This is a genomic window from Synechococcus sp. PROS-9-1 (assembly GCF_014279775.1).
In the GTDB taxonomy this organism is placed as follows: Bacteria; Cyanobacteriota; Cyanobacteriia; order PCC-6307; family Cyanobiaceae; genus Synechococcus_C.
Window position 1 is genome coordinate 881,950 of the sequence record NZ_CP047961.1, and the last position, 12,240, is coordinate 894,189.

Annotated in this window: 15 protein-coding genes and 2 tRNA genes; 11 read left to right on the plus strand and 6 right to left on the minus strand. The window is 50.9% G+C overall.

Translation table 11 applies throughout. From position 1 onward, the window contains the following. Positions 1-157: 157 nt before the first annotated feature. Both SynPROS91_RS04655 and SynPROS91_RS04660 read left to right on the plus strand, forming a co-directional pair. Positions 158-649 carry an early protein (E6) gene (locus SynPROS91_RS04655; RefSeq protein ID WP_186518810.1) on the plus strand — a complete coding sequence of 164 codons (492 nt, stop codon included), beginning with the start codon at positions 158-160 and terminating at the stop codon, positions 647-649. 148 nt (positions 650-797) lie between these two features. Beyond that, the gene (locus SynPROS91_RS04660) at positions 798-1,157 is read left to right on the plus strand and encodes a hypothetical protein (protein WP_186518812.1); all 360 of its coding nucleotides are present in this window, start codon (positions 798-800) and stop codon (positions 1,155-1,157) included. 402 nt (positions 1,158-1,559) lie between these two features. On the opposite strand, the gene SynPROS91_RS04665 is transcribed toward SynPROS91_RS04660, so the two are convergent. Beyond that, positions 1,560-1,781 carry a hypothetical protein gene (locus SynPROS91_RS04665; RefSeq protein WP_186518814.1) on the minus strand — a complete coding sequence of 74 codons (222 nt, stop codon included), beginning with the start codon at positions 1,779-1,781 and terminating at the stop codon, positions 1,560-1,562. 291 nt (positions 1,782-2,072) lie between these two features. Then, positions 2,073-3,122, minus strand: a complete 1,050-nt coding sequence (locus SynPROS91_RS04670; protein ID WP_255439939.1) for a carbamoyl-phosphate synthase — start codon at positions 3,120-3,122, stop codon at positions 2,073-2,075. 250 nt (positions 3,123-3,372) lie between these two features. On the opposite strand from SynPROS91_RS04670, the gene SynPROS91_RS04675 reads away from it, so the two are divergent. Next, positions 3,373-3,795: a cupin domain-containing protein gene (locus SynPROS91_RS04675; RefSeq protein WP_186518816.1), complete on the plus strand. Its 423-nt coding sequence runs from the start codon at positions 3,373-3,375 to the stop codon at positions 3,793-3,795. Positions 3,796-4,101: 306 nt separating this feature from the next. On the opposite strand, the gene SynPROS91_RS04680 is transcribed toward SynPROS91_RS04675, so the two are convergent. After that, positions 4,102-4,175 (minus strand) — tRNA-Pro (locus SynPROS91_RS04680). 78 nt (positions 4,176-4,253) lie between these two features. Between SynPROS91_RS04680 and SynPROS91_RS04685 the strand changes: the two genes are divergently transcribed. Together SynPROS91_RS04685 and SynPROS91_RS04690 are read left to right on the plus strand one after the other, a co-directional pair. Next, positions 4,254-4,637, plus strand: coding sequence for a PAS domain S-box protein (locus tag SynPROS91_RS04685; RefSeq protein ID WP_186518818.1), 384 nt, complete (start codon positions 4,254-4,256; stop codon positions 4,635-4,637). Then, the gene (locus tag SynPROS91_RS04690; RefSeq protein WP_186518820.1) at positions 4,627-5,826 is read left to right on the plus strand and encodes a PAS domain-containing sensor histidine kinase; all 1,200 of its coding nucleotides are present in this window, start codon (positions 4,627-4,629) and stop codon (positions 5,824-5,826) included. The genes SynPROS91_RS04685 and SynPROS91_RS04690 overlap by 11 nt, the downstream gene beginning before the upstream one ends. On the opposite strand, the gene SynPROS91_RS04695 is transcribed toward SynPROS91_RS04690, so the two are convergent. Both SynPROS91_RS04695 and SynPROS91_RS04700 read right to left on the minus strand, forming a co-directional pair. Beyond that, positions 5,817-6,170, minus strand: coding sequence for a response regulator transcription factor (locus SynPROS91_RS04695; protein WP_186518822.1), 354 nt, complete (start codon positions 6,168-6,170; stop codon positions 5,817-5,819). The two genes, SynPROS91_RS04690 and SynPROS91_RS04695, sit on opposite strands and share 10 nt — an antisense overlap. A 73-nt stretch (positions 6,171-6,243) precedes the next feature. Beyond that, positions 6,244-6,315 (minus strand) — tRNA-Lys (locus SynPROS91_RS04700). A gap of 80 nt (positions 6,316-6,395) precedes the next feature. Here SynPROS91_RS04700 and SynPROS91_RS04705 point away from each other — a divergent pair. The 6 genes from SynPROS91_RS04705 (at position 6,396) to SynPROS91_RS04730 (ending at position 11,086) form a co-directional block, all read left to right on the plus strand. Then, a complete protein-coding gene (locus tag SynPROS91_RS04705; protein ID WP_186518824.1) occupies positions 6,396-6,959 on the plus strand; it encodes a gamma carbonic anhydrase family protein in 564 nt (187 codons plus the stop codon). A gap of 27 nt (positions 6,960-6,986) precedes the next feature. Continuing rightward, positions 6,987-7,109, plus strand: a complete 123-nt coding sequence (locus SynPROS91_RS04710; RefSeq protein WP_186518825.1) for a photosystem II protein Y — start codon at positions 6,987-6,989, stop codon at positions 7,107-7,109. 42 nt (positions 7,110-7,151) lie between these two features. Next, on the plus strand, positions 7,152-8,531 hold the full coding sequence (trmFO, locus tag SynPROS91_RS04715; RefSeq protein ID WP_186518827.1) for an FADH(2)-oxidizing methylenetetrahydrofolate--tRNA-(uracil(54)-C(5))-methyltransferase TrmFO: 1,380 nt from the start codon (positions 7,152-7,154) through the stop codon (positions 8,529-8,531). Positions 8,532-8,649: 118 nt separating this feature from the next. Next, positions 8,650-10,185: a carotenoid isomerase gene (crtH, locus tag SynPROS91_RS04720; protein ID WP_186518829.1), complete on the plus strand. Its 1,536-nt coding sequence runs from the start codon at positions 8,650-8,652 to the stop codon at positions 10,183-10,185. Positions 10,186-10,265: 80 nt separating this feature from the next. Beyond that, positions 10,266-10,547: a hypothetical protein gene (locus SynPROS91_RS04725; protein WP_186518831.1), complete on the plus strand. Its 282-nt coding sequence runs from the start codon at positions 10,266-10,268 to the stop codon at positions 10,545-10,547. Next, a complete protein-coding gene (locus SynPROS91_RS04730) occupies positions 10,544-11,086 on the plus strand; it encodes a hypothetical protein (RefSeq protein WP_186518833.1) in 543 nt (180 codons plus the stop codon). Before SynPROS91_RS04725 ends, SynPROS91_RS04730 begins: the two co-directional genes overlap by 4 nt. Before the next feature lie 386 nt (positions 11,087-11,472). Here the strand turns inward: SynPROS91_RS04730 and SynPROS91_RS04735 are convergent, their stop codons facing one another. Next, on the minus strand, positions 11,473-12,195 hold the full coding sequence (locus tag SynPROS91_RS04735) for a response regulator transcription factor (RefSeq protein WP_186519471.1): 723 nt from the start codon (positions 12,193-12,195) through the stop codon (positions 11,473-11,475). Between the last annotated feature and the right edge of the window lie 45 nt (positions 12,196-12,240).

The window sequence follows — 12,240 nt, forward strand, 5'->3', positions numbered from 1 at the left end:
CTCGCATGTGATCTATGCAGAGGCCAGGCTTTTACTCAACAGTCCGTGTCTTTATGAGCATTTTCTTTGTCCAGGTTGGTTCCTAGACCACCTGCCACCTCTCTTTGAACAATGCCAGGCCAGAATGACTAAGTAGCTCACTTGCTTGCCGTTCCCAATGCCCTCCAAGCCCCGGAACCGAGTTGGTGAGGTATACGGAAAGCTCACGGTTTTCCGTACTTCAGAGCGTCGCACCAAAAGCGGAAATGCCTATTGGTGGTGTCGATGTTCTTGTGGTCAGGATCGTGAGGTTCCAGGTGACAAGCTTTCGCATAATTCAGCCCGTAAGAAGCCAATAGTGACCGCCTGCTTGGATTGTTCTCGAGAATTTCAAGTTGAAGGTGTCTGCGCCAAAAATGACCGTGAAGAGCATCAACGACGAATTGATGCAGAGCAGCGGCGATCTCAACTGAAAGGTGACGTTCCCGATGGATGGCTATCTCTGCCGCTTACAGATGCCCATGCAAGGGAGTTGGGTCAAGTGTTGTTTTTTCGGGGCACACTATGCCTCCGAGGGCATCTTGCGCCGTATCGAATTAATGGTGGTTGTTTGACCTGCTCTGGTCAAAAGCCTTCTGCGGCTGTTGATCGTTGTGCAGCATCTGATTGATTGCGGACAACCACTCCTCTGCTTTTACCCTTACAGGGTTTGTATTGCTTTCAGCTCGATCGAGTTGTATCTGGATGAAGACTGCACCATCGCGATCTTGCTCTACCTTGAAGCCGCCAATGCGTTCAGGTTCGGTGATGATGACTAGGTGCTCGCAAACATCCACTACGAATTAATGAACGTCTCAAAGCCCAGGCTCGAAGAGAGCGAACAAATCCGTAAAGAGTTTGGATGTGATGGGATGTGGAAGACCCAAATCACCATCCCTGTCACCTTCACTGTCGAGGTCTTCGGCAACAAGGGGCAAACCTCAGAAGAATGGCTGACAAAGGCAATTGAGCATGGTGCTGGTCTGATCGACATCGACGGAGAACAGCAGTCAGATCCTTGTGAATTGGTCAAGTGGCTGACGGATGGCTCTCGGCACACGACCGACTCACAATTCCGGGGCAAAGTAAATCCTGAGCTGATCAAGAGACTCAAAAAATTCATCCAAGAAGCTGAGTAACAAGCAACGCCCCTTTCTTCACCGCATTAAATCGGATAGTTATCTTTTGGGAGCTATCTCCCAAAAGGGCTAAAGCCTAACCATTAATTGCTGATCGATCCGCTTTTAGTTTCAACCTTTTGCAAGTAATAACCACTAGCGATGAAGCTTGTAAATCTTTGCGCTCATCATGCTGTTGCGTATCTAGTCGAATCACTGAATAAATAGTATTCAATTGGCTCCATATTTAACATCCTTAAATCACATCTACCGACCTCTACTTCAACCAAATTGAACTCTTCTGGTCCTTCGTTGATTGCTTCATGGTAGCTCGCCAATGCTTCAAAGATATAGTCGTAATATTCAATAACCATTTCTTCACCATCCTCGTAACTGACATAGTAATGCCAGGGTTCATGATTGTTAGTCAATGACTATCCACTCCCGTTGAGCATCTATTATCTCATAGTCATCTAACACTTCATCATCCTTACAAAGAACTAACTCCATATCTATCTTGCTGAACTTATCCTGTTCGTCCTTCTCCTCTTCCCATAGCTTCATAATCTCCTCATGGGATTCAGAAGACCATTGCGTTTGTGTCTCACCTGTTGTTTTATTGAGGATGATTTTATAGAGAGTCATTGCCTTTACCTAGAACCTTTGACGCAATAATAGCTTTTATCATTGCTATTGATTCCATCTGTCGCTGTTGCCTTCCAGCGCTCACCTTCCTTCTCGCGCTGATTGATATCTGGCAAAGCACTAAAGGCTTATCAAAGTTTATCATGAAACAAAGAGTATCTTGTTGATTCGATCATGTATTGGTCTGGCAATAGTATGTGTTTTGGACTTCCCGTTAGTTTTTACTGTCTCCTCATTAGAAAACGCTCCAGCTCTCTTTGTGCAGCTTTCATATGCCGATGTTTTAGTCGCTCAGGCCGATGATGCTGATTCATAGCCTGTTGAGTAATTAGAACATGTTTCTGTGCTGTAGTTTTTGTCTAGGGTTGTTTCGTTAGTTTCGTATTTCCAGCATTTGCTTACATCGTACGAAGCATCATGAATTCGAATAGTTCTATTTCTTGGTGTTGATGTTAGCACATTAACAACAGGTAGCTGTTGAACTTGTTTCCGCTGTGATGTTGTCTTTGGACCACCAAAACGAACCTTGATGTCTGCAGACACACGAGTGTCGAATGCTTCGTCGTAGGAGAGCTTTACTCCTGCTGTGACGCCACTTGTCATTTCATAAGCCAAGCGCCCGAGTACGCCGGAACCATCTGCTGTTCCTAGATCACCATGTTGGTAGTAATAACCAACAGAAGCATTAACGGCTGGAGTGATGAAATAACCAACATCCAGGCCATAGGTATCAAGCGCCCCGCCTTGATAGGCTCTATTTAGCTGCTGCTCTGTATCACCAACAGGAATCAAGGCATAGGCATTGAAGTTCCAATCATTAGAAACTGCTTCAGCATTGACTGCGACCTGCTGGAAGAAAGCACTCTTCTCTGTGCCGCTCACATTGATGACTGTATCAGTTCCACCTGTATTCATCGGGCGGCTGTCATAACCAGCATTTAGCCCGTACATCCAAGAGCGATCACCATTCAACCAGCGATAACCAAGCCTTGATGAGGTGCTGATTGTGGTGCCAGCAACTTCTGTATTGATGATGCTGCTGTCATTGCCGTAATCAGCAAAGTTTGCATTAAGCAGCACATCAGCAAAGAACACACTGTTCTCGCCAACAGAGAGAGGCAAGAAGCCACCGATGCCTGCTTGATTCGGTGTTCCTGCTCCTTGCAGTGCCCCCTGGAAACCCCAGTTGAACTGAACAGCATCCTTGAGGTTGATCTCCATCACCCCAAGATCATCTGCACCGCCACCGTCTTGAGCAATGGCAGGCAGCAGAGCGCCGTTAGAGAGTGCCAGCGCAGCAACACCGCTCAGCGATAACGACAGGCGTAAGGAACGTTGCATTGATAAGGTTCTATTGCGCGCACAATGCCTTGCTTTGATCGCTGCTCCACGCTGCAATAGGTTGTTTCAGCTTTGTTATGTATTGCAGACTGCAAAAACCCCGCTCGTGGCGGGGCTAGTGAATATTTAGTCTGGAGATCGATATCGACATTGTTGTGATCTTCGACTTGCCTCCGTCAAAAACTTGATTGCGTCTGGATTGGATGATTAGCTATCTTTGACTAACTAGAATTAGACTGGTAACGAAGTTGTGAAAAATCAAGATATAAAGTTTTGGCGTGTATGGGTCAACGATCAAGGAAAAAGTTGTCAGACCCTTCAATCGCTCTCGGGTCATAAGCAATCAGTGTTTGCTGAGGGAGCGGCTCCAATCTGGAGTGCACTGCACTACAGCGGTAGTGCCAAATTAATCACGTTAATTCTGATGCCGGGAGAAATTGGTGAGTGGCATGAAAATCCAATGCCACAATGGATCATTCCCCTCCGTGGACGCTGGAGAGTGGAGACGATGGATGGAGTAATCGTAGACATGGGGCCTGGAGATATCAGCTTTGGTGGTGATCAGGGAACCAATAACAGAAAAGGACATCGCTCTTGGGCAGTAGGAGTAACACCTGCTGAGCTTCTATTGATTCAAGTACTAGACCCTCCTCCTTGGAATCATTGTGATTGAGGAAAAGTCAGGTCCGGCATTAGGTGCACATGTTGTACCTGTCCTTCAACTTTCTCACCATTGGATCTAGAGCGAATCCCCCAAACTGACTAGAGACTCACACCAGCGCCAGCCGCAACCTGAGGCTCAGTTAAAAAATGATGGCGTGGCTGATGGGATGTTGTGCGTAATGCTCGGAAAGTCGTCCGTAAAACCCGTCCCTTACTTACCGCTTTGCGCACATTTTGCGCACACCACTCTCAACCCAATAAAAAAGCCGCCCTGGGGAGGCGGCAACTGAGCCCGTCATGAATGACGTCTCGGGCATCGGGGTGACAGGATTCGAACCTGCGACATCCTGCTCCCAAAGCAGGCGCGCTACCAAACTGCGCTACACCCCGTAGCCCATTCACTTTAAAGGAATGGGTTCACCTGATCCCATAGATGCGTGTCTAAGCTGACAAAAAGCTTTTCCGGGCATGTCAAATTCCTGGACCCCTGGCGCGGTTGATGCTTTAAGGCAGCAACACAATCTCCCTTTTGTTCGAACGGATGAGCAGGGTCAGGTGGTTGAGTTCAACGACCGCTTTCGCCTGATTTATGGCTGGGACGATGGCTTAGTGGGGCAAACGATTGGGATGATCCTGCCCGCATCCTTCCGTGAACTTCATCATGCAGGCTTCTCTCGCTTCAAACTCACTGAGACGTCAAAGCTTGTCAATCACCCCCTCGAGTTGGCGACCATATGTAGTGATGGAGCTGAGATTCGTAGTGAACATTTCATCGTTGCTGAACGCAGTGATGCGGGTGGATGGAGCTTTGCGGCAACGCTGAGGCCCCTGGAAGGCCCCCATGCTTGCTGAAGATAGCTTTTCCGGGTCAGCAGAAGCAGAGTCCAGAGCTCTGATTCAGCAGATGAGTCAGTCGCTTGGGCTGTTGAGAGTTGCCTTTGATTCCACGGGTGAAGCGATGTTGATCCTCGACGAATCTGCAGCAGTGCGCTGGGCGAACCAGCAAGCAGCAGATCTTTGGGGAGGAGGAATCACATTGCAGATGATTGGACGGCCTCTTTCAGCTTTGCTGCAGTTCCACCATCTTGATCGAAGCCCAATGGGGGATGAAGAGCCTAGTCACCCTCTACAAAAAGCCCTAACGGCTGAGGGTCGCAATTCCTATCTCATCCAAGCCCTATCTGATCCTGCTCCTGAAGAGACGCAATTGATTACGCGATCGGTGAGTTGGCGTCAGATCATGCAAATAGATCAGAACTTTACTTTGCTGATCTTTCGTGATCTTGATCCATTAGAGAAAGCCTTGGCAAGACAACGACAATTTATCGATAATCTTGCTCATGAATTAAGAACTCCGCTTGCAATTATTGCTGGAAACTTGCATCGACTGAAGCGGAAAAAACAGTTTTCTAATACTTTACAGCAATCCTTGTCCGATGCTGTAGAGGAAACACAGCGCATAGCAACTCTTGTCGATCATCTTTTGTTGCTTTCTGAGCTAGATACTGATAGCCGCCGATGGAAGTTGCAAATCGATGATTTGCAAAATTTTATTGGTCAATGGATTGTTACGTTAAATCCTGAATCAAGAGGCTGTTTGCAGGTGATCGCCGTCAATGAAACTGATGACTATCAGGTGCAGTTAGACCAAGATGCTTTTCATCTGATTCTTGATAACCTTCTTGATAATAGTCGTCGTTTTTCTGGTTCTAAGCCGTTGATCCAGATCAAATTTGTTCAATCAGTGTCTCATGTGGAGCTGAAATTTATAGACAATGGTCCTGGTATCAAAAATGAAGATCTTTGTGTTGCAGCATTTGAGCGATTTACCCGTATTGAGGAGCATCGAAACGCAGACATGGCGGATGGAGGTGGACTTGGTCTTTCTTTGGTGCAAAGCCTGATGGAAGGAATGGGTGGTTCGGCGAGTTGTTCGTCTCCTGATGCACCAACTGGCTCAGCTCGTCTGGGCCTTGTTGTGACATTGCAATTCCCACGCCCTAAATCATCCCTTGGGATCAAGACCTCTGTTCAGAGATAACGTTCGAGTAATTCGGGTAGAAGCTCAAATAGGTCTGGTTTCAGTATGAAGTCATTAGCTCCGAGTGCCTTGGCTTGGCTGCGTTTGTTGTCTTCATTAAAAGCAGTAACGACCAAAACAGGCACAACATTGCAACGCTCACGCAGTCGTTGTAGACAGGTCATGCCGTCCATCTTGGGCATCATTAAATCGAGTAAAATTAAATCAATTTGGCGTTGATCTAAGAGCTCAAGTAAAGCTTCTCCATCCGAGCAAATAACAGGCTCAACACCCTCGTCAATCAATTCAACTCGAATTAACTCACGTAACCGTGGATCATCGTCAACAATGGCGACGCATTTCATGGTTTTACTGATCCAAGGTTCCTTCACCTGAAACCATTAAGAAAGAATGGAGAAAGGTGTAGCTTTGAACAAATGGGTCGCCTGAGATTCGAACTCAGGACCAATCGGTTAAAAGCCGAGTGCTCTACCGCTGAGCTAGCGACCCGCCGCATGGGCATGCCAATTAGGCACCTGTGGAGGTTATCACTCAACGATCCTCCACCAAGATATTTGCTCCCCGAACTGATGACCAAGTTAGGAATGAACAACCCTTGGCCCCAACCCTGCATCGCTTCCGATGCCTGGATTGCACCTGGAGCCGTTTTGATGGCTGATGTGACTGTGAGTTCAGGGGCCAGCATTTGGCCAACGGCCGTCGCGCGTGGCGATATGGCACCCATTTATATCGGTGCTCGTAGCAATGTTCAGGAGGGAGCTGTTTTGCACGGCGATCCAACGTTTCCCGTTCACATTGCTGAAAACGTGACGATTGGACATCGAGCGGTTGTTCATGGGGCCTTGCTTGAGGCTGGTTGCCTGATTGGCATCGGTGCCGTTGTGCTCAATGGCGTCAAAGTTGGGAGGGGAGCGCTCGTTGCTGCAGGCTCTGTGGTCACGAAGGATGTCCCAGCCCAAACGCTTGTGGCGGGTGTGCCCGCCAAGGTGAAACGTGAGCTGAGTGAGGAAGAGATCGAGGATCAGTGGCAGCACGCAGACCACTACGCCGAGCTAGCTGCTAAGTGGTCTCAATTGATGCAAAACCAAACGGACTGCCCACTGTTGATCCCGGCTTCTCCCAACTGTCCTTAAACTCCTAAAGCTTTTGTAAATGAACTCATGGACCTTCGGCTCGTGCTCGTGGCTTCTCCGATCCTTCTGGCACTTGCCTGGGCTGGGTTCAACATCGGTCGTGCTGCTGTTGGTCAGCTCCAGCTGATGATCAGACGAAGCCGGGCTTGATCTTGATCGATAGGTTGAGTTGAGTTCTCGATCCCATCGTCCTTGAGCGAACAGTCTTCGGTTGTTGTGATTGGTGCTGGCCTTGCCGGTACTGAAGCTGCTTGGCAGATTGCAAGAGCAGGCATTCCGGTCACGCTCTGGGAAATGCGCCCTTTCAAGCGATCTCCTGCTCATCACAGCTCTGAGTTCGCCGAACTGGTTTGCAGCAACAGCTTCGGAGCTCTTAGCAGTGACCGTGCAGCGGGTTTGTTGCAGGAAGAATTAAGGCGTCTTGGATCCCTTGTCATCCAAACGGCGGATCATCATTCCGTCCCCGCCGGCGGTGCTCTCGCTGTGGATCGCGGCCGTTACAGCGCTGCTCTCACGTCTGTCCTAGACGACCATCCCTTGGTGACGATCCGTCGAGAAGAGCAGCTAGCGCTTCCTGATCCTGATCAGATCACCGTGCTGGCCACAGGTCCTCTCACGAGTGAAGCGTTGGCCGATGATTTACGCGCTTTCACCGGCCGAGACGATTGCCATTTTTTCGACGCGGCGAGTCCGATCGTTGAGGGTGAAAGTATCGATATGACCAAGGCCTTTCGGGCCAGCCGCTACGACAAGGGCGATGCCGATTACATCAATTGCCCGATGGATCGAGATCAGTTTCTGGCCTTTCGAGCGGCTCTCTTGGAGGCCGAACAAGCCGAACTCAAGGATTTTGACAAGACTAGCGCCACTTTTTTCGAGGGCTGCTTGCCGATTGAAGAGTTGGCCCGTCGTGGCGAGGACACGATGCGTTACGGCCCTCTTAAGCCCATCGGTTTATGGGATCCGCGCTGGGGAGACGTGACTGACCGTGATGTGCGCCGCGCAAAACGGGCCTATGCCGTTGTGCAATTGAGGCAGGAAGACAAGGACGGACGACTCTGGAATCTCGTGGGTTTCCAGACCAATCTCAAGTGGGGGGAGCAGAAACGGGTGTTGCGTTTGATCCCAGGCTTAGAGCAGGCCGATTTCGTTCGTTTTGGGGTGATGCATCGCAACACCTTTTTGGAGGCACCAGAACTGTTGGAGCCGACCCTCCAGTTCCGCCGCCGTCTTCATCTGCTCGCCGCCGGCCAAATCACAGGCACGGAGGGATATGCAGCTGCTGTTGCAGGAGGCTGGTTGGCTGGCACGAATGCAGCGCGGTTGGTTCAGGGTCAAGACCCGATTCAGTTGCCGCACACCACGATGATCGGAGCACTCACCCATTTCATCAGTGAGGCACCGTCGGGCAAATTCCAACCGATGCCCCCAAATTTCGGCTTAATGCCTGAACTGCAGGAGCGCATTAGAGATAAGCGTGCTCGTTATGGCGCTTATCGCGACAGAGCTTTGGCCGATCTTCAGCGAACCATCGAAGAGAGCCATATCGCCCATGTGGCTTGCACCGCTTGAAGCACGTCTAAAGCTTTGCCGCTAAGGCTGCCCTCAGAGCTGATTCTTACGGCCACCCCTCCCTTCTCCACCACCGGAGCCTCCTAGGGTCTGGATCAAAGGATGAATCGTCGCTCCGATGCCTGACTGGGATGTAATCGTCATCGGATCTGGGATCGGTGGCCTGGTCACAGCATCACAACTGGCTGCGAAGGGAGCGAAGACCTTGGTCCTCGAGCGGTATCTGATTCCAGGGGGGTCTGGTGGGAGCTTTCGCAGAGATGGATACACCTTCGATGTAGGTGCTTCGATGATTTTTGGTTTTGGAGAGAAGGGGCACACCAACTTGCTCACCAGAGCGCTGGCTGACGTCGGTCAGCACTGCGCGACGGTTCCTGACGCTGTGCAGCTTGAATATCACCTTCCAGACGGCCTCTCGATGGCCGTGGACAGGGACTACGACGACTTCATTACTCGAATGAGTGCCCGCTTCCCCCATGAAGCCAAGGGGATTTGCGCTTTTTACGAGACCTGCTGGCAGGTGTTTCGTTGTTTAGATGCGATGCCATTGCTCTCTTTGGAAGATCCGGCCTATCTCGCAAAAGTATTTTTTAAGGCTCCACTTGCTTGCCTTGGTCTGGCTCGGTGGCTTCCTTTCAATGTTGGTGATGTGGCCAAAAAGCACATCAAGGATGAGGATCTTTTGCGTTTGATCGATATGGAATGTTTCTGCTGGTCAGTGATGCCAGCAGATCGCACACCCATGATCAATGCCGGCATGGTGTTCTCCGATCGGCATGCCGGTGGCATCAACTATCCCAAAGGTGGCGTGGGAGTGATCGCTGAAAAACTCGTGGCTGGCCTGGAAGCCAATGGTGGCGAAATTCGCTACAAGCATCGCGTGACCAACGTGTTGATTGAACAGGGTCAGGCTGTTGGCGTTCGGCTTGCTGATGGTGAGGAGCTACGAGCCAAGCGGATCGTGAGCAACGCCACTCGCTGGGACACCTTCGCCGGGGAAGGTTCAGCACAGTCAACTCTGGTTGGCCCTGAGCACACGCCAGCCGCTGAAACCACTTGGCGCAAGCGCTACCAGCCCTCGTCATCATTCCTGTCCCTCCATCTCGGCGTTGATGCCTCGGTGGTTCCGGATGGTTTTCACTGCCATCACCTCTTGCTTGAGAACTGGGCTGAGATGGAAGCAGAGCAAGGTGTGGTGTTTGTGTCGATGCCATCTCTTCTGGATCCTTCTTTGGCTCCAGCTGGACGGCACATTTTGCATACCTTTACGCAGAGCGATATGCGCTATTGGAAAGGTCTCTCTCCATCCGCTTATGCAGAGAAGAAACAGCAGGATGCCGATCGCTTGATCGATCGTCTGGAAGCACTCCTTCCCGGCTTGAAGAGCGCCATTAAGTTCAAGGAAATTGGGACGCCACGCACGCATCGGCGCTTCCTTGGCCGCATGGGAGGTAGCTACGGACCAGTTCCTGCGAACCGACTCCCTGGCTTGTTGCCGATGCCGTTTAACCGCACCGGCCTGAAAAATCTGTATTGCGTAGGTGATTCCTGTTTCCCCGGCCAAGGGCTCAATGCCGTGGCCTTTAGTGGTTATGCCTGCAGCCACAGGATCGGGGCGGATCTTGGCCTAAACCCTTGGTCTCTTCCAGCTTGAGTCGATAGCAGCACCATCGCTCGATCACGCTAACGATGGTTGTCTCTGCTTAAGGTTTAATTCCTCAGGCAACGCCCATCGTGGAGTCCACTCCTCCAAGCGCCGCTGAATTGGCTCGCTATCTCGAGAGCCGGGGGGAGCTGAGTAAGCCTTGGATGTTGCAGATGTTGCGATTGGCCAAGCTCAAGGAAGCTCGCAGCAACATGAGCCAAGAGGAATACATGGGCAGCCTCAAAGAGGCACACTCCGACCTCATGCGCTTGGGTGAATTCTGGAAAGGTCGAGAGGCGGAGGTGTTTGGTGGGGCATATCGCCCCAATGACGTGATCGAGCCCTTACCTGGCTCTGCGGAGGATCGATGAACGACAGCAACCATTGTTTTCAGCTCTCCCCGTTGATTCGCGGAACGTTGATCACCGTTTACTTAGCCTTGGTGCTGCCATTGCCGGCCCTGGCTCCTGAATCTCTGCGCTTGTGGCTGCTTGCCGCTGTTCCTTTGGGATTGCTCGTTGTATTGGCGATGCTTAGCGAACAAGTCACCGTTACTAGCTCTGGAATCACAGTCGGTCACCCTCCCTGGTGCAGTTGGTTACTGCGTCGTGGCTGGAGCCTGAACTGGACCGAGATGAAAGCGCTCGTTCCTGTCGGTACGAGTCAAGGGGGGAAGGTGTTTTACATCACAACCCATGATCAGAGCCAACGTCTGCTGCCACAGCGTCTTGAACAATTTGATCGTTTTCTCGCCTTGATTCAATCCCAGAGCTCATTGAGAACCACCGGTGTTGGCAGATTGACACCCCCTTGGACCTATCAACTGCTTGCTGTGTTGGCTGCTTTGATGCTTGTTGGTGAAGGATCCGTAGCCTTTGCTGTGCAGCAGGGTTTGATCATCATTCCCTGATGATTCGAGTGATCTAGAAGACTCCAATTGAAACTGATTTTGGAGAATTAAAGCTTAAAAAAGATATTTGCTAGGCCTGGAGATAATGCGTCTAAGAGAATGATTTTGATCCGCTTATAATTAACGGCACTGATAGCAGATGGTGGAGATCAGAGCCATGTTTAAGAGAACAAGGCTGCCCGCAATAACAAAACTAGTCATGGTTTTGAGCAGTAACAGCTATGCCATTGGGCTGAGACGGATCCCTGCATAGCAGTATTTTCTGCTGCTTATAGCCATGGTTATTCCACTACCGCTGCTGGTTCAGAAGCAATTGAATCTTCTGCCCGTCTCGTTTTAGGCAGAGAACCTTAAACAGCTGTTTGAGGAAGCAAAGGACCGATTCCTTAGTCCCTGATGTTTTCAAGGCTGAATCGGTAGCCCTGCTGGCGAACGGTCGTGATACCGCCTCCATCTCCCAACCCTGCTTGCTCAAGTTTGCGTCGCAGTGTGAGCACCTGGGTATCAACGGATCGGGGACCTCCACTGAAGGGGGGCCACGCCATGCGCAGCAATTCCTGACGACTCCGCACCATTCCTGGAGGCATCAACAGAGCGCAGAGCAAGGCGAATTCCCGTGGGCTGAGCTCAACAGGCTTCTCGCGCAGGGTGACCTGTCGAAGAAGGAGATGAACCTCTAAAGGTCCCACGCTGACGCGCTCCTGGAGGCCGCTGTGGCCTCGTTTAAGCAATGTGCGGCAACGAGCAGCTAGCTCCTCAAGCCCAAAGGGCTTGCGGAGTACATCGTCAGCACCGTCATCAAGCAGTCCTACGACCGGCTCAGCACCACTACGAGCGGTTAAGACGATGACCGGCGAACGCAATTGCTGTGCCAAGCGCAAAGCTGAACTTTGCTCGAGGAGCTCAGCACAAACCAATAAATCTGGAGATTGGTCCTGACAAAGCTCCTGAGCTTCAGCAGGGGAGGAGACCGCTGCAGTCAGATGACCGTCTTGACGCAGACGCTGAACCAGAACAGTTCTCAGCGTGGGATGGGGCTCAACCACCAGGACCCGGAACGGTTCTCGAGGCTGACCTGCAGACGGTACAAATTGTGATGTGGAGACCAAGTCTGGATTGTTGTCCAGAAGGTCCCGGGATGAGGAGGTCACACA

Coding starts and splice junctions, on each gene's coding strand:
- SynPROS91_RS04655 (WP_186518810.1), top strand. CDS start 158: ATGCCCTCCAAGCCCCGGAACCGAGTTGGTGAGGTATACGGAAAGCTC.
- SynPROS91_RS04665 (WP_186518814.1), bottom strand. CDS start 1,781: ATGACTCTCTATAAAATCATCCTCAATAAAACAACAGGTGAGACACAA.
- SynPROS91_RS04670 (WP_255439939.1), bottom strand. CDS start 3,122: ATGCAACGTTCCTTACGCCTGTCGTTATCGCTGAGCGGTGTTGCTGCG.
- SynPROS91_RS04685 (WP_186518818.1), top strand. CDS start 4,254: ATGTCAAATTCCTGGACCCCTGGCGCGGTTGATGCTTTAAGGCAGCAA.
- SynPROS91_RS04690 (WP_186518820.1), top strand. CDS start 4,627: ATGCTTGCTGAAGATAGCTTTTCCGGGTCAGCAGAAGCAGAGTCCAGA.
- SynPROS91_RS04695 (WP_186518822.1), bottom strand. CDS start 6,170: ATGAAATGCGTCGCCATTGTTGACGATGATCCACGGTTACGTGAGTTA.
- SynPROS91_RS04705 (WP_186518824.1), top strand. CDS start 6,396: ATGACCAAGTTAGGAATGAACAACCCTTGGCCCCAACCCTGCATCGCT.
- SynPROS91_RS04710 (WP_186518825.1), top strand. CDS start 6,987: ATGGACCTTCGGCTCGTGCTCGTGGCTTCTCCGATCCTTCTGGCACTT.
- crtH (WP_186518829.1), top strand. CDS start 8,650: ATGCCTGACTGGGATGTAATCGTCATCGGATCTGGGATCGGTGGCCTG.
- SynPROS91_RS04730 (WP_186518833.1), top strand. CDS start 10,544: ATGAACGACAGCAACCATTGTTTTCAGCTCTCCCCGTTGATTCGCGGA.